The sequence below is a fragment of the Nocardia sp. N2S4-5 genome, assembly GCF_044628355.1.
In the GTDB taxonomy this organism is placed as follows: Bacteria; Actinomycetota; Actinomycetes; order Mycobacteriales; family Mycobacteriaceae; genus Nocardia; species Nocardia wallacei_B.
The window spans coordinates 6,623,245-6,642,289 of record NZ_JBIUPM010000001.1; the positions used below are offsets into that span (position 1 = coordinate 6,623,245).

Consider the following 19,045-nt stretch of genomic DNA (forward strand, 5'->3'; position numbering starts at 1 on the left):
GGGTCACCGACCGGACAGTGACCTAGGAACCAACTGGTTGCCCAATCCGGAAGCCCCGGAGCGAGGGTGGTCACCGTGAACTCGACCGCCCGCGCGCGCCCTCCACGACCAGCAGGTGCAGAACCTTCGCCGGACCGCACGCGCCGGTCCCGCGCAACTCGACCTCCGTGAACGCGGCGACCAACGCCGCCTCCGGATCGAATCTGCCCGCTGTCACGCTGCCGCCGAGCGCGTCACGCCAGCGCCGATAACCGTGCACGACATGGGCGAGCGTGTCGCGGCCGGACCACGGCCCGCTGATCCGGTGGTACTCGGTGATCAGCGCACGCTGTGCCGACCGGCGGAGACGCGAGCCCGCCGGCGTCGCCAGAATCCGCCCGAAGGCGGCCACGACGGCCGAATACAGCGGTCGCTCAGCCGATTCCGGTATCGCTTTCCCGGCCCGCACCGCGCGCTCGGCCGCGACGGCCAGCCGAGCCGGATTCGCGACCAGTGTGCGGTCGAGCAGCAGTCGCGGTCCGCGCCCGGGCTCGCCGGGTGGGTCCATTCGTACCTCGGAGACGCGGCCGTTGCCCAGTTCGGCGATCTCGAGGCCGCTCAGCGCGACGAACGGATACTTGCCCAGCAGGTCGTCGAGGGCTGCCGCGATCTCCTCGGCCGCCCGGATTCCGATGCCCGAGGTATCGAATCCGCTGAGTCGCAAGCCATGACGTTCGGCCATGGCGCGAGCCGATTCCAGGGCCCTGGCGTCGGTCGGTACTACCGGATCCGGTGCGGCAGCGGCGCGCTGCTTGTCCTTGCGCGCCTTGTCCTTTCGGTTCTTCCGCAGCTGGTTCGGCGGTACCGCGCCCGGTCCGCCGGGCTCCGGTCCGAATACCCGCCCGAGTCGGGGAGTGCCGGGGCCGGACCGTGACCACGGTGAACCGGGGGAGTTCGGTCGCCGCGTGGCCCCGGTCGGGGGCGACCAGCCCGAGCCACGTGACCACGGTGTCTGCGTGTTCTTCCGCGGTGTGGCGGAGTTGCTCCCGGCACGTGGCGAAGACTCCGGCGCACGATCTGTCGTGCGTGCTCGACCGGGGTCCGTGCCGGCGGCCGATGGCGGTGCCGTCCCACCGGGCGCGCTCGCCGGAGCGCTGGCTGTGGTTGCCTGATTCGCCTGGGGCGCAGGGGGTTCGGCTGACTCGGACGGCTGTGTGTCCGATGTCGGCATGCCGGACGGATCGTACCCGGTGGGTATGTGTGTCGGGGTGGAGGCCGGATCACCCGACTGCGTCGAGGGCGCGGGGGTGGTGGTCGGCTGCCCGGCCGTATTCGCCGCGGTATCGCCGGGATACGCCGACTCGGGCTGCTGCTGCGGACTCTGTGCGAACGGGACGGGAGTGACCTGTGTCGGGTACCCGGGCTGGGCGGAATTCGGTGCGAAGTCGTTGCCTACCTCGCCGATCAGATTGCCGAGATCCTGATCCTGCTGGTCGAAACTCTCTGCGGCGCCGCCGATTTCCGTGCTCAGCCGGCGCAGGTTGTCGACGAGATTCTCATATCCCTCGAGGCTCTGGTCCGCTTGGGGGACGTACGCCTCGCCGATCTGCTGCCCGGGTTCGTCGTCGCCCCACGGCTCGCCCTGGTGGGCGAGTACGCTTTTCAACTCGGTCAGATCCCGGCCCGCCTGGTCGGCTGCCGCGGACAGCTCGGACACCAAGGCGCGCACCAGGTCTGAATCGACATGAAGCGATCGACTCATCCGGCAAACCCTTCACCCGCACCCACGGAACCGCGACCACATTCTCCGTTACCTGCCCCGAATTTCAGGGGGTCGACGTCCCCATTGCTGGGAATCTCCTGTCGTCAGTCGCGGGGCATGTCCGCGTCCACGGGGTCACGCAGGCTGGGCGCGCCCGGTACCAGATCGGGCAGGTCGGGCATCGCGTCGGCGAGCGGGGTCAGCAACTGCCGTGTCTGCTCCTGAGCCTGCCTGGCAGCCGCGCGCCCGGTCTCGGTGACGGAGGTGCTCAGCTGCTCGGCGGTGCCGCGCAATGCGTTCTCGCTGAACCGCACGTCGGTGAGGACGCCGGACGCGTCGACGGTCACCTCGACCGAGCCGTCGGGTGACGTGGCGGTGAAGCGGGCGGTATCCAGCTGCTGCTGCACCGCGGCGAGTTGGGTGCGCTGGTCGGCGAGCAGGTCGAGCATATGATCGACCTGATTGCGCATGCCGTAGTTGGCCGAACGCAGCGCGTCTTGTTCCCAGCGTTCCATCGGTACCTACCTCTCGTCGACAATCGGGTGATCGGTCAGGCCACGCCCCGGCGTTCGGCGAACCTCCGCTCGAACTCCGCGACGTAGGCCTCTGGGGCCACGGTCGCCGAAACCTCGAGCACGCCGTCGTCACCGATATAGAAGACCGCCCGGCCGATCGCGACCGTGCCCTCCGGCGGCGGAACGTAGACCATCCACCCGACGCTGAAACGCTCGGCGGTCAACTGGGACAACGGATATCCGGTGGTGTCCAGGTCGAGTCCGGTGATGTAGTCGCGCACCCTCGAGACCGCCTCCTCGGCCGGCATCGGCGCGGGCTCCGGCGGGGCCAGGCCCGCGAGCAGGTACTGGTGCAGCGCGCCGTCGAGGTCGAGGTGCTCGTCGTCACCGAAGACGTCGATGAGAACGGATCGGCTGACGGCTCCGGCTTCGGCGGCGGCGATCAGCGCGGTGATCGCGCCGGAGCGGTCACCGCGTTCGACGGGCACCAGATCCGCGACGATCTCGCGCACGGTGTCCGCGGTCCACATTCCCGGCACGGCGGTGTCGCACTCGTCCGAGGTGGGGGACTCGCCCCGGTACCAGTGACCGGCCTCCCACCAGTAGCAGAACGACAGCAGGCCGGACTCGATGCGTGGATTCAGCACCGGCTCGCATACCCAATGTGGTGCTCCCGCATACAGATTCGGGAGCGGCGCACCTTCGTTGTAGGCCGCCTCCAGTGCCGGGGCGTTCCATACTCCGCCCGACAGCACCGCGCGGCCACCGGGCAGCGCCTGCAGGGTGGAACCGTCGTGATCCGCGCCCTCGAACACACCGGTCCAGGGCAGCATGCGGGGACCCGACTGCGAGCCGGCGGCCACGAACGCGGCGGCAATCGTCGCCCAACGCGCCCACATCGTGGGGAACGGCGGAAACTCGTTGGGCGCCAACGTCGCCCATATATTTCCGGAGCGGTCCGCGTGCTCCTGCGCGGCCGCCTGCCGCGGCGTGCGTCGCTGCCGGTCGCCGTGGCCGATGTAGGCGGCCAGCCACACCGGTACCCGATCGCGCGGATATGCCGAGAGGTCCGAGCGATACGCCTGTGGCTCGAACAACTGTCCCGGCGGGAAGGGTTGCTCGCCGTAGTCGTGGCTCACTTCCGGCGAACCGGAGTCGGTGAGGCGCACCAGCAGTCGCCACCACGGCCCGCGTGCCGTCCGGGCGGCCACCGCGCGGTGCTCCCGAACGATCCGCAGCATGGATTCGGGCGGGGCCATCGGAACGGCCCGCTCGCCAACGGCGTACACGATATGCCCGGCCTCGGCGGAGATCGTCATCGCGAAGACCGCGTCGGCTCGGTGCCAGCCCGCCGGACCGAGTGCCGTGAGGGCCTCGGCGATCTGATCCCGGAAGTCACCGGGTGCGGCTGACATTCCTACCTCCTCGGCCCGGCTCGCACCGACCATCATTGTCGACGGTTCCCAGGAATGGGGTGAGACCAGGGCACACTGTGGGACATGAAATACAGCGCCGGAGTCCTGCTCTTTCGTCGTGCGCCCGAGGTGCGGGTGTTGCTGGGGCACATGGGTGGGCCGCTGTGGGCGCGGAAGGATGCTGGGGCCTGGTCGATTCCGAAGGGGGAGTACGAGCCGGAGACCGAGGATTCGCTGCCGGCCGCGCGGCGGGAGTTCACCGAGGAACTCGGGCTGCCGGTGCCCGACGGGGACTGGGTCGCGCTCGGGGAGGTGCGGTACGGCAGTGGCCGCGGCAAGAAGCAGGTGCTGGTGTGGGCGGTCGAGGGTGACCTCGACCCGGAGCGGGTGGTCCCGGGCACCTTCGAGATGGAGTGGCCGCCGCGGTCGGGGCAGTTGCGGGAGTTTCCCGAGATCGACCGCGCCGAATGGTTCGATCTGACCACCGCGCACGAGAAGCTGGGGACCGGGCAGCGGCCGTTCCTGCAACGCCTCGCCGACCACCTGGACGGCGTGCGAGCGGAGTCCTGAGAAAACGCCCAGCCCGCTTCCAGCAATCTCCCAGTGTCGCCGAGTAGAGATGGGGTGCGTGAACGCTGCAGATTCGGCCCGCCCCGCCGTGCGGAGTAGACGGGTGCTCCGTTGAGGGTGCGGTCGGCGCTCGGTCGGCGCGTCTCGGCGATTCCGCTGCGGATCGGCCTGGTCGTCGCGATGGTGGTCTTGGCCGGGGTGGTCCTGGTCGCCTCGGGGTTCGCGGTCACCTCGGCGCTGTCGCGCTCGCTGACCGCGCGGACCGACGAACAGCTCTACGATTCGTCGCGCGGTTGGGCGCAGCCGCATCCGATGCGGCAGCTCACGGGTGGCCAGGGCACGATCTGGGTTCCGGCCGACCTGCCCAGCCCGCCACCGCGCGAACCCGCCCCCACCGACCAGCCGCGCAAGTTCTACGAGCTGCGCAAATCGCCCGACGGACAGGTCTACGACACCGGCCGCCCGGCGCCGGCGGACGGGCCCGACCTGTCCGGCGTGCCGATCGGAACTCCCGTCACGGTCGATTCGGCGGACGGCTCGTCGACGAAGTGGCGGGTGCTGACCACCGCCAACCAGTACGGCTCCACCACCATCGCCCTGTCCCTGGACGACAATCGTGAAACCGTCTCGCGGCTACTGATATTCGAGGCCGGAACCGGTGCGGCGGCGCTGTTGCTGCTGGGCGTGGGCGGCTACCTAGTGGTGCGCCGCAGCCTGCGCCCGCTGCGCCAGGTGGAGGAGACGGCCGCGGCCATCGCGGCCGGTGATCTGAGCCGCCGCGTGCCGGTGCGCGGGGTCGACACCGAGGTGGATCATCTTGCGCGGTCGTTGAATTCGATGCTGTCCCAGATCCAGCACGGCGTCGCGGCGACCGAGGCGTCGGAGGAGGCCGCGCGGCGTTCGGAGGCCAAGATGCGGCAGTTCGTCGCCGACGCCAGTCACGAACTGCGCACGCCGCTGACCACGATCCGCGGGTTTGCCGAGCTGTATCGCCAAGGGGCGAGCCGAGATCCGCGGCTGGTGCTGGAACGCGTCGAGGTGGAGGCGGAGCGGATGGGGCTGCTGGTGGAGGATCTGCTGATGCTGGCCCGGCTGGACGCGCAGCGCCCGCTGCAGCGGCAACCGGTCGATCTGCTGTCGCTGGCCGGGGACGCGGTGCACAGCGCGCAGGCCATGGCCGCCCGCGAGGCGAGTGCGTCGACCCGTGCCATCTCGCTCGATATCGCCTCGGGCACCGGCACATTGGAGGTGCGGGGCGACGCCGACCGGCTGCGGCAGGTGCTGGGCAACCTGCTCGGCAACGCCCTGGCGCACACCCCGCCCGGTACCCCCGTCACCGTGCGCCTCACGCCCGCCGCGGACGAGGTCCGCATCGATGTCTCCGACGAGGGGCCGGGACTGTCGCCCGAGGCCGCGTCCAAGGTCTTCGAGCGCTTCTACCGCACCGACTCCTCCCGCACCCGCGCCAGCGGCGGCACCGGCCTGGGCCTGTCGATCGTGCAGGCCCTGGTCGCCGCCCACGGCGGTCGCGTGAGCGTCGACAGCGAGCCGGGCCGGGGCGCGACCTTCACCGTGGTGCTGCCCCGATCGACGCCCGCCCTCGACGGGTGAGCGCGGCGATGTGGCGGATCGGTGCGTGAAGGCGTGTCTGCGTGTAGGTTCGGCGCGGCAACCCGCCGCCGCCGTGGTGGCGTGGCCCGAGCAGGAGGAGGAGCGCGGCATGCGCATGGTGGGCAGGATCGTGTCGACCGGGATGGTCGCGGCCGCGGTACTCGCGCTGGCCGCGTGCGGCAGTGACGACGAGTCGGACTCCGCCGCGGCGACGACGTCCGCGTCGGCCGCCTCGCAGGCCCAGACCACGCCGCAGCGGCACGGCCGGGAGTGCACCGCCGACGACGTGAAGACGACCGGCGGCTTCGGTGAGGCGCCGACCATCACCATCCCCGGCGACTGCGACCCTCCTCAGCAGTTGATCACCAAGGATCTGGTGGTGGGCACCGGCCCGGCCGCGCAGGCCGGTCAGCAGCTGACCATGAACTACACGCTGGTCACCTGGTCCGATCACCAGAAGCTGGACAGCTCCTTCGATCGCGGTCAGCCCTTCCCGCTCACCCTGGGCGCGGGCGAGGTCATCCCCGGCTGGGACCAGGGCCTGGCCGGGATCACCGAGGGCAGCCGCCGCCTGCTGATCATCCCGCCGAACCTCGGCTACGGGCGCGGCGGTAACGGCGTGAAGCCGAACGAGACCTTGGTCTTCGTGACCGACGCGGTGAAGGTCGGGGCCTGACCGGGTGAGGTGGATTCGGCCCGCTCACGCAGGTCGACTAGGCTGGGCGGATGCGATCGGGGGGAACCGACGACGTCAACCCAGAGAACTACGAACAAGGAGCATGTCCGTGAAGAGCACCGTCGAGCAGCTGAGCCCGACTCGGGTCCGCATCAATGTCGAGGTGCCCTTCGAGGAGCTGAAGCCGGACTTCGACAAGGCGTACAAGGCGCTGGCCCAGCAGGTGCGCATTCCCGGCTTCCGGCCGGGTAAGGCTCCCGCGAAGCTGCTGGAGGCTCGCCTGGGCCGGGGCGCGATCCTCGAGCAGGTCGTCAACGACGCGCTGCCGACCAAGTACGGCGAGGCCGTGCAGACCTCCGAGGTGAAGGTCATCGGCCAGCCGGAGATCGAGATCACCAAGATCGAGGATGGCCAGGAGCTGGCGTTCACCGCCGAGGTCGACGTCCGCCCGGAGGTCGCCCTGCCCGATTACTCGAGCATCGAGGTGACCGTCGACCCGATCTCGATCGAGGACGAGGACATCGAGCAGCAGCTGCAGTCGCTGCGGCAGCGCTTCGGCACCCTGAAGGGCGTCGAGCGCCCGGTTCAGGAGGGCGACTTCGTCTCCATCGACTTGGCGGCCACCGTCGACGGCAAGGAGGTCGAGGAGGCGTCGACCACCGGCCTGTCGCACGAGGTCGGCTCGGGTCAGCTCATCGAGGGCCTCGACGAGACCCTGATCGGCCTGTCGGCCGAGGAGTCCAAGGAATTCACCTCCACGCTGGTCGCGGGCGAGTACGCCGGCAAGGAGGCGGTCATCACCGTCAAGGTGAACTCCGTCAAGGAGCGTGAACTGCCCGCCGTCGACGACGAATTCGCCCAGCTGGCCAGCGAATTCGATACCGTCGAGGAGCTGAAGGACGACCTGCGCAAGCGGGTCGAGCAGGGCAAGAAGGTGCAGCAGGCCGGCGAGATCCGCGACAAGGTGCTCGAGGCGCTGCTGGAGCAGACCGAGGTGCCGCTGCCCGAGGGCGCGGTACAGGGCGAGATCGACGCCGTGCTGCACGACGCCGTGCACGGCTTCGACCACGACGAGGCCAAGTTCGCCGAGGCGCTCGAGGCGCAGGGCTCCTCCCGCGAGGAGTTCGACAAGGACTCGAAGGAGGCCGCCGAGAAGTCGGTGAAGACCCAGCTGCTGCTCGACGCCGTCGCCGAATCGGAGAACACCGAGGTCGGCCAGCAGGAGCTGACCGAGCGCATCCTGTTCCAGGCGCAGCGCTACGGCATGTCGCCGGAGCAGTTCATCCAGCAGGTGCAGCAGGCCGGCCAGCTGGGCGCGATCTTCGCCGACGTGCGTCGCGGCAAGGCGCTGGCCACCGTGGTCGGTCAGGCCAAGGTCACCGACACCGACGGCAACGTCGTCGACACCGCCGAAATGTTCGGCAGCCCGGACGATTCCGACGCCGAGCCGGAGACGGCGGAGCAGGAGTCGGCGGAGAAGGCCGGCGCGAGCGCGGAGTAGTCGAATGCGCACGGCGCCGGCGCCCGGTGCGGTTGCCGGTGTTGCGCTGTGAGCGAAGTAAGGGCGGTACCGGGAGTTCGGTGCCGCCCTGCTTCGTTAGGGTTTGGGAAAGCGAATCAGTTAAGGCTGTGCTTGCGAGCACCGAGCCGGTGAGAGAGGGCAGGTATCCGTGACAATCAATGAGGCTGTCGCTTTTGATGGGGTCAAGCCGGTCATGACATCGCCGACCGCTGGGCTCAACCTCAGTGACTCGGTGTACGAGCGTCTGCTGCGCGAGCGCATCATCTTCCTGGGCACCCAGGTCGACGACGACATCGCCAACAAGATCTGTGCCCAGATCCTGCTGCTGTCGGCAGAGGACCCGGAGCGTGACATCTCGCTCTACATCAACTCCCCGGGTGGTTCGGTCACCGCGGGCATGGCGATCTACGACACCATGCAGCTGGTCGAGTGCGACATCTCCACCTTCGGTCTCGGCTTGGCCGCCTCGATGGGCCAGTTCCTGCTGACCGCCGGGGCGCCCGGCAAGCGTTACGCGCTGCCGCACGCGCGGATCATGATGCACCAGCCGTCGGCCGGTATCGGTGGTTCGGCCGCCGACATCGCCATCCAGGCCGAGCAGTTCGCCCACACCAAGCGCGAGCTGAACGAGCTGCAGGCGCAACACACCGGCAAGTCGATCGAGCAGGTGACGGCCGATGCCGACCGCGACCGCTGGTTCACCGCCGCGGAGGCCCTGGAGTACGGCTTCATCGACAGCGTGATCGCCCACGCCCGCCAGGCCAACGGCACCGCCAACTAGCCACCGCTCGAGAACCTTTGGAGACAGAGATGACTCTCATCGACCCCCGCGCCGGCCTGTCCGGCATCGCCCCGGCAGGCCCGCAGGCCCGCTACATCCTGCCCTCGTTCATCGAGCACTCGAGCTTCGGTGTCAAGGAATCCAACCCCTACAACAAGCTGTTCGAGGAGCGCATCATCTTCCTCGGCGCCACGGTGGACGACACCTCGGCCAACGACATCATGGCGCAGCTGCTGGTGCTGGAGTCGCTGGATCCCGACCGTGACATCACCATGTACATCAACTCGCCCGGTGGCTCGTTCACCGCGCTGATGGCGATCTACGACACCATGCAGTACGTGCGCGCCGACGTCGCGACCGTGTGCCTGGGTCAGGCCGCCTCGGCCGCCGCGGTGCTGCTGGCCGCCGGCACGCCCGGCAAGCGCGCCTGCCTGCCCAACGCCCGCGTACTGATCCACCAGCCGTCGCTGGAGGGTGGCATTCAGGGCCAGGTGTCGGATCTGGAGATCCAGGCCGCCGAGATCGAGCGCATGCGGCGGCAGATGGAGACCACGCTGGCCCGGCACACCGGCAAGGACGCCGACACCATCCGCAAGGACACCGACCGGGACAAGATCCTGACGGCCGAGGATGCCCGGGAGTACGGCATCATCGACCAGGTGTTCGAGTACCGGAAGCTCAGCGCGCAGAAGAAGTGATCACCACGCCTCCCGTCGTCCGGTATCGCCGCGCGAGCACCCGTCGCGATGGCAATATGGGCAGCGGCGGCGGGAGGCGCACATGAGAAACATGCTCGAGTTGTCGACCTCCGTCGGATCTACCGGGTACGGTCACTCTAGGGACCTTTGCTCAGAGGTTGACGGCACGGCCGAAGGCCCGAACGACACTGCCGAAGCGTCGAAATCCGATCGGGTCGGACACTGAACGATGTGCGGCGGGTAGCGTTGTTCGGAAGGCGGCTTGTCGGCAGCTGGACAGACGGTTGCACGCGGACAAGGAAGTAGGGACCCACGAGATGGCGCGCATCGGTGATGGCGGCGATCTGCTCAAGTGCTCGTTCTGCGGAAAGAGCCAGAAGCAGGTCAAGAAGCTCATTGCGGGACCAGGGGTGTACATCTGCGACGAGTGCATTGATCTGTGCAACGAGATCATCGAGGAGGAGCTGGCCGAGTCCAGCGAGGTGAAGCTCGACGAGCTCCCCAAACCCGCTGAGATCCGAGACTTCCTCGAGCAGTACGTGATCGGGCAGGACACCGCCAAGCGCACGCTCGCCGTCGCGGTGTACAACCACTACAAGCGCATCCAGGCGGGGGACAAGGGCCGCGACTCCCGCAACGAGCCCGTCGAGCTGACCAAGTCCAACATCCTGATGCTGGGCCCGACCGGCTGCGGCAAGACCTACCTGGCGCAGACGCTGGCCAAGATGCTGAACGTGCCGTTCGCGATCGCCGACGCCACCGCGCTCACCGAGGCCGGTTATGTCGGTGAGGATGTCGAGAACATTCTGCTGAAGCTGATCCAGGCCGCCGACTACGACGTGAAGCGCGCCGAGACGGGCATCATCTACATCGACGAGGTCGACAAGATCGCCCGCAAGAGCGAGAACCCCTCGATCACCCGCGACGTGTCGGGCGAGGGCGTGCAGCAGGCGCTGCTGAAGATCCTCGAGGGCACGCAGGCGAGCGTGCCGCCGCAGGGTGGCCGCAAGCATCCGCACCAGGAATTCATCCAGATCGATACGACCAACGTCCTGTTCATCGTGGCGGGCGCGTTCGCCGGGCTGGAGAAGATCGTTCAGGATCGGGTCGGCAAGCGCGGCATCGGATTCGGCGCGGAGGTCCGCTCCAAGAGCGAGATCGACACCGCCGATCACTTCGCCGAGGTGATGCCGGAGGATCTGATCAAGTTCGGCCTGATCCCGGAGTTCATCGGCCGGCTCCCGATCGTGGCCTCGGTGACCAACCTGGACAAGGAATCGCTGGTGCGCATCCTGTCCGAGCCGAAGAACGCACTGGTGAAGCAGTACGTCCGGCTGTTCGAAATGGACGGCGTGGACCTGGAATTCACCCAGGACGCCCTGGAAGCCGTTGCGGACCAGGCGATCCTGCGCGGCACCGGCGCTCGTGGCCTGCGCGCCATCATGGAGGAAGTGCTGCTGCCGGTGATGTACGACATCCCCAGCCGCGACGATGTCGCCAAGGTGGTCGTGAACGCCGACACCGTCAACGACAACGTGCTCCCCACCATCGTGCCCCGCAAGCGCCAGCCACCGGAGCGCCGCGAGAAGTCGGCCTGAGACTTTTTCTCCCGATCGTCAGCCCACCGCTGTTTCGCGGTGGGCTGACGGCCTTTTCGGGGCCGGGCTACTGCGCCCAGGGGACTCGGCAGGAGTCCGTGCTGAAGCCCTGGGCGGTGATGCCCAGTGCCGAATAGCTGCGGGCGCGCGAGTTCTCCAGGGCGATCTGGAAGGTCAGTTCCATCACGCCCTTGGTGCCGAAGCGCTTCTTCAGGTCGGTGACCTGCTCATCGGTGACCGTGGTCGGGGTGGCGGTCATGGCGTCGGCGTAGGCGATGGCCGCGCGCTCGTCGTCGCTGTACGAGGGTGAGGTCTCGTACTCGGCGATGTGCTCGAGCTTGCCGATGTCGAGATGGCTCAGCCGCATCAGCATGGCGCCGAAATCGACGCACCAGGAACAACCCACCGTCCACGCCACCCGGTAGACCGCGATCTCCCGGATGGGCAACGGCAATGCGGTGCAAGCCTTTTCGGCCATGCCCTCGTGCACGGCGGTCGCGGCCAGCAGTTGGGGATGGTTGGCCGCGACCGCGAACGGCTCCGGCACCTCGCCGAACCGGCGCTTGCTGTAGCGGTACAGCAGCCGGGTGAACAGCCCCGCCTGCTCGGGTGTGACGGCGGGAATTCGGGTGCTGCTCATGATCTCTCCTTCCGAGGGGACTATCCCTTGGACGAGAAACCATTGTGCGACGTGACGGGCAGACGGTGTGAAGACGGTCACGGATCACTCGGGCCAGGATGGGGAGCGGCCGAGGGAGCGCAGGATGCGGTCGAGGGCGGTGGCCGAGTCCGGGGTGGGGAGGGCGCGGGCGAAGGGCGAGCCGGGCTGCTCGCGCTGTTCGGTGTCGGGGACCGCGAGGGCGATCTCCAGCGCCGGTCCGGCCAGGTCATCCTCGAGCCGGTACGGCAGGTCCAGGGTGCGCGCGACGTCCCAGCCGTGCACGACGTAGTCGATGAAGTGGAAGCCGATGGCCTGGCTGCCGGGCACTTCGACGCCCGGGCCGAACTCGGGCATGGCGAACTGCCGATCCAGCACCCCGGGTTCGGCGTAGGCGGCGATCACATCGGCCGCCGCGGCGGCGTAGTCGGCGACGGGATCCGCGGGCAGCGGCCCGGCCTGCCAGACGGCCTCGTCGGCCCCGTGCCCGCGGGCCGCGGCGGCGAAACCGCGATGTTGAACGGTCATGTGCGACAACAGGTCCGAGAGGTTCCAGGCCGAGCACGGGGTGGGCCGGTCCAGGTCGGCGGGTTTCAGGGCAGAGACGATGTCGACGCTGTAGTCCACGGCGCGCCGGTTCAGTTCACGAATATCAAGCATATGTAGATAGTAAGCAGACGCATATCATATGTCCATGCCTATTATTTTGAGCACGTAGATTTGTCCGCATGGCGAAGACGGAGCGTCCGGATCTGGCGGCGATGATCGCGCCGCTCGGCCGCGCCCTGATGGCGGCCGAGCGGCCGATTCTGGACTCGCACGGGCTGACCATGTGGGCGTACTCGGTGCTACTGGCCCTGGGGCGTGGCCCGGCTCGCGGTCAGGGGGTGCTGGCGGAGGAGATCGGCGCGGACAAGACCCGCATCATCCCGATCCTCGACGACCTGCAGGAGCGCGGCCTGATCGAACGCCGGCCGGACCCGGCGGACCGGCGGGCCAAGCTGCTCGCGGTGACCGCGCGCGGACGCACCCTGGCGCGTGCCGCGCAAGCCGACATCCAAGCCATGGACGAGCGGCTACTGAGCCGGCTGTCGACGGCCGACCGGCGCGGTTTTCTCAGCGCCCTCGCCACCCTCGCCGACCTGCCGCGCGACGACCTCGTCGGCGGAGACGTCACGTCGGAGTGACGCTGTTGATCTCGGTGCGGAATCGGTGACGACCGGTGTACCGGTCGCGCCCGCTGCCGGGGATCGCCATTGATCCCCCGTGGTTCGCCGTTGAACCTTTATCCCGTATGTTCCGGATCGCCTGAGCGGCTCCACTTGTTACGACGGGGCGGGGCCGGAAAGTTCATCGGCCGGCCCGAAATTCACGCGCGGGTCAGCGCTTACGGCCGGGCAGGCGAATGGTGAGGGGCGCCGGGTCGCGCAGCTGGACGCGCTCGCGCGGCGCGGCGATCAGCACGACGGCGCCGGCCACCGGCAGCAGCAGGGCCGCGATCAGGCTGAAAACGTAGTTGCCGGTGGACATCTCGGCCGGTTTGTGCGCGAGGTGATAGATCAGGTGCGGCACCCCGAAGACCAGCCAGCCGAGTCCGGCGGCGCGGGCGAGCAGGCTGTCGCCGTAGTACAGCGCCGCGGCGGAGACGGCTGCCAGCGCCAGGAAGAACGCGCCCACGTCCGCGGACAGGTGCTGGTTGAACGGACCATCGGCGGCGACCCAATTCAGGCCCAGGCCGGGATAGGCGCGGAACCACGTCGCCGGCGCCACGACCGCCCACAGGCCGGTGATCGCACCCGCCAATGCCAGGAGCCACAGCCCGATGGTCGTGATCAGCCACCGCCGCCGGTTGACGTCCAGCCGCATCCGCACCCGCAAGTTGTCGCCTGCACGCTGGACCGAGATCCGCATGGGATCCTCCCGTTCGCCGCCCCGCCACATCGGATGCTGCCCACCGTAAACCGGACATTCGGTGTGGACAAGGGGGCGGGCGAACGGTCCGGCGGGTCAGGGCGCCGGGGTCAACTCGCGAGAGCCGCCGGAATGGTGCGCGCCACGCTCCTTCAGGACATCCAGCAACGGCACGGCGGCCTCGATCGCGGCCGCCTCGTGGTCGAGCAGGACATCGCCGCCCTGGGTGCTGACGATCGGTGTGTAGGGATCGGCGACGAATTCCTTCCCGAGCAGTTCCCGGAGTACGGCCACCCCGCAGAACGGCACATAGTGCGGGCTGTAGCCGCCCTCCTGAACGAAGGCGATCCGCCCGTCGCAGAGCTGGGCGGCGAGGTCCAGCAGTGCGCGGGTGAGCTGCTGGAAGCCGCTGCTGGTAACCATCTGGCGAGCCAGCGGGTCGAGGATGCTCGCGTCGAAACCCGACGCGACGAGCACGAGTTCCGGCCGGAAGGCGCGTAGCGCCGGCGCCACGACCCGATCGACGGCATGCAGGTAGGCCGCGTCGCCGCTGCCCGGCGGGAGTGGGATGTTGAGCGCGTACCCGTGGCCGTCGCCGGTGCCGCGTTCCTCGCGGTAACCGGATCCCGGCGGGAAGCACAGGTGCTGGTGGATCGAGACGGTGAGCACCGACGGATCGTCGTACCAGATGTCCTGGGTTCCGTTGCCGTGGTGGACATCCCAGTCGACGATCGCCACGCGTTCCAACCCCAGTACCGCCTTGGCGTAGGCCGCGGCCACGGACACGTTGTTGAACATGCAGAACCCCATGCCGGTGGCCCGCGTCGCGTGATGTCCGGGCGGGTTCACCAGTGCGTATCCGTTGTCGACCGTGCCCGCGACGACCTCCTTGACGAGTTCGATCGCCCCGCCCGCCGACAGCGCCGCGATCTCGTAGCCGCCGCGTCCGAACGGCGAGCAGCCGTCGCCGGCGTCGCCGCCCTTGGGTTGCAGGCTCTCGGACTTGATGCGCGCCAGGTGTTCCGGGGTGTGCACCCGCAGGATGTCGTCCTCGCCTGCCGGGACGGCCGGGATCGATCGAAGCTCGTTCAGTACGCCGGAGACCGCGACCAATTCGTGGAAGCGACGCTTGGTGTCGGGGTGTGCGAGGTGATGGCCGATCGGCTGCGCTTCGCAACCGGGGCCTCAGCTCTCGATCGGGTCGATCTTCGCGTCGTCGGGCCCCCAGTAGGCGCGCATGCTCGTGATGCGGCCCTCGTCGTCGAACTCCATCACGTCGATCGGGGAGAGCGTCATGCGTGTGCCGCCCGCCTCGGTGATCAGTGTGAAGGAGACCGCGGCGTGCCGGCCGTTGACGCGGACGGCGTCCAGTTCGGTCTTGCGCTGGACCTGTGCGAGGGCGTCGTAGAGTTCGCCGATGGCGGCGTGCCCGCGGCGCGGCTCGCTGCCGATGGGGTCCTCCACGACCGCGTCGGGGGCGTAGAGGGCCAGGATGTCCGCGGTCGGGCCGGTGGCCACCAGCTGCACGTACCGTTCGACCGCCGCGCGGATCTGCTGCGCTGCCATGCAAACTCCCACTGAATTGAAACGTGTTCTAGTGGCGCAGCGTAGCACCGTTCGCGGCCGCGGTGTCCGGTAGGCGCAGCCGGTGCGCCCCGGTGTAGACGTTCATGGTGTCGCCGCGCAGGAACCCGGCGAGGGTGAGCCCGGACTCGTCGGCCAGGTCGACGGCCAGCGAACTGGGTGCGGATACGGCGCCGAGTACGGGGATCCCGGCCATCACGGCCTTCTGGACCAATTCGAAGGAGGCGCGGCCGCTGACGATCAGGACGAGATCGTGGGCGGGCACGCGGTTCTCGCGCAACGCCCAGCCGATCACCTTGTCCACGGCGTTGTGTCGGCCGACGTCCTCGCGCACGGCGAGCGCGCGGCCGTCGGTGGTGAACAGGCCCGCCGCGTGCAGGCCGCCGGTGGCGTCGAAAACCGACTGGCGCGAGCGCAATTCGCCGGGGAGCCCGGCGAGGATGTCCGTGTCGAGCAGCGGACCCGCGGCGGGCAGGGGGAATCGGGTGCGGGTGCGGACCTCGTCCAGCGCGGTCTTGCCGCAGAGGCCGCAGGCGCTGGTGGTGAGGAAATTGCGGGCGGGAACCGGTGTGGGCGTACGCAACTGGATGTCCAGCACGTTGTAGGTGTTCTGCCCGTTCTCGTCGGTGCCCGCGCAGTAGCGGGCCGAGACGATATCGTCGGGGGAGCCGATGATGTTCTCGCTCAACAGAAATCCGTGCGCGAGATCGATGTCGCTGCCGGGTGTGCGCATGGTGACGGTGAGGGAACGCCCGTCGACGCGCATTTCGAGGGGTTCCTCGACGGCCAGGGTGTCCGGCCGCCGGATCTGCCCGTCGGGCGTGAGTCGAAGTGTCTTCCGTCGTGCGGTAACTCTGCTCACTGCGTGGCCTCGATGTCCCTCATCGGGTGTGTGAATGACGTTCCAGGCGGACGGTCACCGCCTTGGAGACCGGTGTGTTCGATCGCTCCGCCACGTGGTCCAAGGGGACCAGCGGATTCGTCTCGGGGTAGTAGGCGGCGGCATTGCCGCGCGGCGTCGAGTAGCCCACCAGCCGGAATCCCGTCACGCGGCGCTCGATGCCATCGGTCCATTCCGTGACCAGATCCACCAGGTCGCCGTCGGCGAAGCCGAGCGCGGTGATGTCGCCGGGATTGACCAGCACCACCTTCCGGCCGTGGTGGATGCCGCGGTAGCGGTCGTCGAGACCGTAGATGGTGGTGTTGTACTGGTCGTGACTGCGCAGGGTCTGCAGGATCAACCGGCCCTCCGGCACCGGCAGCCAGCGCAGCTCGTTGACCGCGAAATTGGCCTTGCCGGTGGCGGTGCGGAACTCGCGGGCGTCGCGCGGCGGGTGCGGCAACTGGAAGCCGTTGCGCTGCCGCACCTTTGCGTTGTAGTCGGCGCAGCCGGGGACGACCCGGGCGATCGCGTCGCGGACGCGGTCGTAGTCGCGCCGGAACTCGTCCCACGGCACGGGATGGCCGGGGCCGAACAGCTCGCGCGCGAGTTCGCACACGATCGCGACCTCACTGCGCAACTGCGAGCTGACCGGCCGCAGCCGACCGGTCGACAGATGCACCATCGACATCGAATCCTCCACCGAGACACGCTGTTTGGCGCCGTCGGGGGACAGATCCTCATCGGTGCGGCCGAGCGTGGGCAGGATGAGCGCGGTCCGGCCGTGCACCACGTGGCTGCGGTTGAGCTTGGTCGAGACGTGCACGGTCACCCCGCAGCTGCGCAGCGCGGCCTCGGTGATCTCGGTGTCGGGGGTGGCGGAGACGAAGTTGCCGCCCATGGCGACGAACACCTTCGCCCGGCCGTCCCGCATCGCGCGAATGGAATCGACGGTGTCCCAGCCGTGTTCGCGCGGGGAACGGATACCGAACTCGGAATCCAGTGCGGCCAGGAAGGTTTCGGGCATCTGCTCCCAGATACCCATGGTGCGGTCGCCCTGCACGTTGGAGTGTCCGCGCACCGGGCAGACGCCCGCGCCCGGCTTGCCGATCATGCCGCGCAACAGCAGCAGGTTGGTGGCCTCCTCGATGGTGGGCACGCCGTAGCGCTGCTGTGTGAGGCCCATCGCCCAGCACATGATCGTGGCCTTCGACTCCGCCAGCAGCGCCGCAGTGTGCTCCAGTTCGGCGCGGGTCAGGCCGGTGGCCTCCTCGACCACGTCGAGATCCACTGCGCGCAAATGCTTTTCGTATGCCTCGTAACCGGCGGTGTGGCTCTCCACGAAGGCTCGATCGACCACGGTGCCGGGAGCGCGGTCCTCCGCCTCCAGCAGCAGCTTGCCCAGGCCCTGGAACAGCGCCATATCGCCGCCGAGCCGGATCTGCAGGAAATCGTCGGCGATGCGCAATCCGGTGGTGTAGCCCTTCACGGTCTGCGGGTCGCGGAAACCGAGGAGGCCGGCCTCGGGCAGCGGGTTGACCGCGATGATCCGCGCGCCGTGCTTCTTCGCGTGCTGCAGTGAGCTGAGCATGCGGGGGTGGTTGGTGCCCGGGTTCTGCCCGGCGATGAGGATCAGGTCCGCCTTCGGGAAGTCGTCGATCGATACCGAACCCTTGCCGATGCCGATCGAGCTGGTCAGCGCCGCGCCGGAGGACTCGTGGCACATGTTCGAGCAGTCGGGCAGGTTGTTGGTGCCGAACGAGCGGGCCAGCAATTGGTAGAGGAACGCGGTCTCGTTGGCGGTGCGGCCGGACGTGTAGAACAGTGCCTCGTTCGGGCTGTCCAAGGCGCGGAGCGTGTCGGCGATGAGGCGGTACGCCTCCTCCCACGCGATGGGGGAGTAGTGCGTGTCGCCCGGGCGCAGCACCATGGGTTCGGTGATGCGACCCTGCTGACCGAGCCAATAGCCGGACTTGGTCGCCAGCTCGGCGATCGAGTGCTCGGCGAAGAACTCCGGTGTCACCGTGCGCAGCGTGGCCTCTTCCGCGACGGCCTTGGCGCCGTTCTCGCAGAATTCGGCGACCCGGCGGGGGCCGGTGGGGTCGGGCCACGCGCAACTGGGGCAGTCGAAGCCGTCGCGCTGGTTGAGCCGGGCGAGGGTACGGCCGGTGCGAATCAGGCCCATCTCCTCGACGCCGCGATCCAGCGCGACAGCCACGGCGGTCAGTCCGGCCGCCTCGCGCTTGGGCGGGGTGACGGTGAGTTCGGCTTCGTCGATGTCCTGTGTCGGCGCCTTGCGATGCATGACTGTCTCGTCCTCCTGCCTACGACGGATCCGTCGATCGAACCGGGTGTGACCGGCGGGGACCAGTGGCGACACAAACCGTCCCAGGTGGTCGAGCTTACGCGGTATGGTGCCGGGGACCGCGCACCGAGGACCGGAGAACGACGAGGAACTATGCACAGCATTTCGAGGATTACGGTCGGGCGGGCGAGCACGGTGGCCGCGGGAGCGGTCGCCGCCGCGGCGCTCGGGCTGCTCGTGGCTCAGCCCGCCGACGCGTCGGTGACCAGGCTCGGCGCCACACCCGATCTGAGCGTCGGCGTGGCGACGAACTACGGCACCGGTTGCCGATACACCCTGCAGGCGTTCGTGGACGACCCCGCCGCTCCGGTCACCTTCTACGACAACGGAGTTCCGGTCGCCCGGGTCCGCCCCGCCGGCGCCTACGCGCTGACCGGCTGGGTCCCCGCCACCCAAGGCCCGCACACCCTGACCGCTGTCCAGGACGGCCAACCCGCCGAACTTCCCCCCGCCCCCCTGGGCCTGCGAGTCGGCCAGGGCGTTCCCCTCGGCTTCGGCTGCGGCGTCTTCGGCGGCTAGC

At 68.8% G+C, this 19,045-nt stretch carries 19 protein-coding genes; 9 read left to right on the forward strand and 10 right to left on the reverse strand.

The window, feature by feature from the left end:
- Positions 1 to 70: 70 nt before the first annotated feature.
- The 3 genes from ACFMRZ_RS30630 to ACFMRZ_RS30640 form a co-directional block, all read right to left on the reverse strand.
- Positions 71 to 1,741, reverse strand: coding sequence for a hypothetical protein (locus ACFMRZ_RS30630; protein WP_400181738.1), 1,671 nt, complete (start codon positions 1,739 to 1,741; stop codon positions 71 to 73).
- A gap of 104 nt (positions 1,742 to 1,845) precedes the next feature.
- Positions 1,846 to 2,256: a YbaB/EbfC family nucleoid-associated protein gene (locus ACFMRZ_RS30635; protein ID WP_400181739.1), complete on the reverse strand. Its 411-nt coding sequence runs from the start codon at positions 2,254 to 2,256 to the stop codon at positions 1,846 to 1,848.
- Positions 2,257 to 2,291: 35 nt separating this feature from the next.
- Positions 2,292 to 3,671 (reverse strand): hypothetical protein, encoded by a 1,380-nt coding sequence (locus ACFMRZ_RS30640; RefSeq protein WP_400181740.1) that lies wholly within the window; start codon positions 3,669 to 3,671, stop codon positions 2,292 to 2,294.
- Positions 3,672 to 3,755: 84 nt separating this feature from the next.
- Here ACFMRZ_RS30640 and ACFMRZ_RS30645 point away from each other — a divergent pair, with 84 nt between their 5' ends.
- From ACFMRZ_RS30645 to clpX, 7 genes are all read left to right on the forward strand, one after another.
- Positions 3,756 to 4,241: an NUDIX domain-containing protein gene (locus ACFMRZ_RS30645; RefSeq protein ID WP_400181741.1), complete on the forward strand. Its 486-nt coding sequence runs from the start codon at positions 3,756 to 3,758 to the stop codon at positions 4,239 to 4,241.
- 180 nt (positions 4,242 to 4,421) lie between these two features.
- Positions 4,422 to 5,852 carry a sensor histidine kinase gene (locus ACFMRZ_RS30650; protein WP_400183010.1) on the forward strand — a complete coding sequence of 477 codons (1,431 nt, stop codon included), beginning with the start codon at positions 4,422 to 4,424 and terminating at the stop codon, positions 5,850 to 5,852.
- A gap of 25 nt (positions 5,853 to 5,877) precedes the next feature.
- Positions 5,878 to 6,528, forward strand: coding sequence for an FKBP-type peptidyl-prolyl cis-trans isomerase (locus ACFMRZ_RS30655; protein WP_400181743.1), 651 nt, complete (start codon positions 5,878 to 5,880; stop codon positions 6,526 to 6,528).
- 109 nt (positions 6,529 to 6,637) lie between these two features.
- Positions 6,638 to 8,029 (forward strand): trigger factor, encoded by a 1,392-nt coding sequence (tig, locus tag ACFMRZ_RS30660; RefSeq protein ID WP_400181744.1) that lies wholly within the window; start codon positions 6,638 to 6,640, stop codon positions 8,027 to 8,029.
- Between the two features lie 214 nt (positions 8,030 to 8,243).
- Complete coding sequence (locus ACFMRZ_RS30665; RefSeq protein WP_280272458.1) at positions 8,244 to 8,831, forward strand: ATP-dependent Clp protease proteolytic subunit; 588 nt, start codon at positions 8,244 to 8,246, stop codon at positions 8,829 to 8,831.
- 29 nt (positions 8,832 to 8,860) lie between these two features.
- A complete protein-coding gene (locus ACFMRZ_RS30670; RefSeq protein ID WP_280272459.1) occupies positions 8,861 to 9,529 on the forward strand; it encodes an ATP-dependent Clp protease proteolytic subunit in 669 nt (222 codons plus the stop codon).
- Positions 9,530 to 9,846: 317 nt separating this feature from the next.
- Positions 9,847 to 11,127, forward strand: coding sequence for an ATP-dependent Clp protease ATP-binding subunit ClpX (gene clpX / locus ACFMRZ_RS30675; RefSeq protein ID WP_187684583.1), 1,281 nt, complete (start codon positions 9,847 to 9,849; stop codon positions 11,125 to 11,127).
- 67 nt (positions 11,128 to 11,194) lie between these two features.
- On the opposite strand, the gene ACFMRZ_RS30680 is transcribed toward clpX, so the two are convergent.
- Both ACFMRZ_RS30680 and ACFMRZ_RS30685 read right to left on the reverse strand, forming a co-directional pair.
- Positions 11,195 to 11,767, reverse strand: coding sequence for a carboxymuconolactone decarboxylase family protein (locus ACFMRZ_RS30680; RefSeq protein ID WP_280272460.1), 573 nt, complete (start codon positions 11,765 to 11,767; stop codon positions 11,195 to 11,197).
- Positions 11,768 to 11,851: 84 nt separating this feature from the next.
- Complete coding sequence (locus ACFMRZ_RS30685; protein ID WP_400181745.1) at positions 11,852 to 12,445, reverse strand: TIGR03086 family metal-binding protein; 594 nt, start codon at positions 12,443 to 12,445, stop codon at positions 11,852 to 11,854.
- A 68-nt stretch (positions 12,446 to 12,513) separates the two neighbouring features.
- Between ACFMRZ_RS30685 and ACFMRZ_RS30690 the strand changes: the two genes are divergently transcribed.
- Complete coding sequence (locus tag ACFMRZ_RS30690) at positions 12,514 to 12,972, forward strand: MarR family winged helix-turn-helix transcriptional regulator (protein ID WP_400181746.1); 459 nt, start codon at positions 12,514 to 12,516, stop codon at positions 12,970 to 12,972.
- Positions 12,973 to 13,165: 193 nt separating this feature from the next.
- Here ACFMRZ_RS30690 and ACFMRZ_RS30695 read toward each other — a convergent pair whose 3' ends face one another.
- The 5 genes from ACFMRZ_RS30695 to ACFMRZ_RS30715 all read right to left on the reverse strand — a co-directional run bounded on the left by ACFMRZ_RS30695 (position 13,166) and on the right by ACFMRZ_RS30715 (position 18,465).
- Positions 13,166 to 13,696, reverse strand: a complete 531-nt coding sequence (locus tag ACFMRZ_RS30695; RefSeq protein WP_280276288.1) for a hypothetical protein — start codon at positions 13,694 to 13,696, stop codon at positions 13,166 to 13,168.
- A gap of 96 nt (positions 13,697 to 13,792) precedes the next feature.
- Entirely contained in the window at positions 13,793 to 14,857 is a 1,065-nt protein-coding gene (locus ACFMRZ_RS30700) for a class II histone deacetylase (RefSeq protein ID WP_400183011.1), read from the reverse strand.
- 24 nt (positions 14,858 to 14,881) lie between these two features.
- Positions 14,882 to 15,262, reverse strand: a complete 381-nt coding sequence (locus tag ACFMRZ_RS30705; protein ID WP_280276286.1) for a nuclear transport factor 2 family protein — start codon at positions 15,260 to 15,262, stop codon at positions 14,882 to 14,884.
- Positions 15,263 to 15,290: 28 nt separating this feature from the next.
- Positions 15,291 to 16,142, reverse strand: a complete 852-nt coding sequence (gene fdhD, locus ACFMRZ_RS30710) for a formate dehydrogenase accessory sulfurtransferase FdhD (protein ID WP_400181747.1) — start codon at positions 16,140 to 16,142, stop codon at positions 15,291 to 15,293.
- Positions 16,143 to 16,161: 19 nt separating this feature from the next.
- Positions 16,162 to 18,465 carry an FdhF/YdeP family oxidoreductase gene (locus ACFMRZ_RS30715; protein WP_400181748.1) on the reverse strand — a complete coding sequence of 768 codons (2,304 nt, stop codon included), beginning with the start codon at positions 18,463 to 18,465 and terminating at the stop codon, positions 16,162 to 16,164.
- 153 nt (positions 18,466 to 18,618) lie between these two features.
- Between ACFMRZ_RS30715 and ACFMRZ_RS30720 the strand changes: the two genes are divergently transcribed.
- Complete coding sequence (locus ACFMRZ_RS30720; RefSeq protein WP_280276283.1) at positions 18,619 to 19,044, forward strand: hypothetical protein; 426 nt, start codon at positions 18,619 to 18,621, stop codon at positions 19,042 to 19,044.
- The last annotated feature ends 1 nt before the right edge of the window (position 19,045 follow it).

Coding starts and splice junctions, on each gene's coding strand:
- ACFMRZ_RS30680 (WP_280272460.1), bottom strand. CDS start 11,767: ATGAGCAGCACCCGAATTCCCGCCGTCACACCCGAGCAGGCGGGGCTG.
- ACFMRZ_RS30645 (WP_400181741.1), top strand. CDS start 3,756: ATGAAATACAGCGCCGGAGTCCTGCTCTTTCGTCGTGCGCCCGAGGTG.
- clpX (WP_187684583.1), top strand. CDS start 9,847: ATGGCGCGCATCGGTGATGGCGGCGATCTGCTCAAGTGCTCGTTCTGC.
- ACFMRZ_RS30650 (WP_400183010.1), top strand. CDS start 4,422: ATGGTGGTCTTGGCCGGGGTGGTCCTGGTCGCCTCGGGGTTCGCGGTC.
- ACFMRZ_RS30715 (WP_400181748.1), bottom strand. CDS start 18,465: ATGCATCGCAAGGCGCCGACACAGGACATCGACGAAGCCGAACTCACC.
- ACFMRZ_RS30720 (WP_280276283.1), top strand. CDS start 18,619: ATGCACAGCATTTCGAGGATTACGGTCGGGCGGGCGAGCACGGTGGCC.
- ACFMRZ_RS30665 (WP_280272458.1), top strand. CDS start 8,244: ATGACATCGCCGACCGCTGGGCTCAACCTCAGTGACTCGGTGTACGAG.
- ACFMRZ_RS30695 (WP_280276288.1), bottom strand. CDS start 13,696: ATGCGGATCTCGGTCCAGCGTGCAGGCGACAACTTGCGGGTGCGGATG.
- ACFMRZ_RS30670 (WP_280272459.1), top strand. CDS start 8,861: ATGACTCTCATCGACCCCCGCGCCGGCCTGTCCGGCATCGCCCCGGCA.
- ACFMRZ_RS30640 (WP_400181740.1), bottom strand. CDS start 3,671: ATGTCAGCCGCACCCGGTGACTTCCGGGATCAGATCGCCGAGGCCCTC.
- ACFMRZ_RS30630 (WP_400181738.1), bottom strand. CDS start 1,741: ATGAGTCGATCGCTTCATGTCGATTCAGACCTGGTGCGCGCCTTGGTG.
- ACFMRZ_RS30685 (WP_400181745.1), bottom strand. CDS start 12,445: ATGCTTGATATTCGTGAACTGAACCGGCGCGCCGTGGACTACAGCGTC.
- ACFMRZ_RS30705 (WP_280276286.1), bottom strand. CDS start 15,262: ATGGCAGCGCAGCAGATCCGCGCGGCGGTCGAACGGTACGTGCAGCTG.
- ACFMRZ_RS30690 (WP_400181746.1), top strand. CDS start 12,514: ATGGCGAAGACGGAGCGTCCGGATCTGGCGGCGATGATCGCGCCGCTC.
- ACFMRZ_RS30635 (WP_400181739.1), bottom strand. CDS start 2,256: ATGGAACGCTGGGAACAAGACGCGCTGCGTTCGGCCAACTACGGCATG.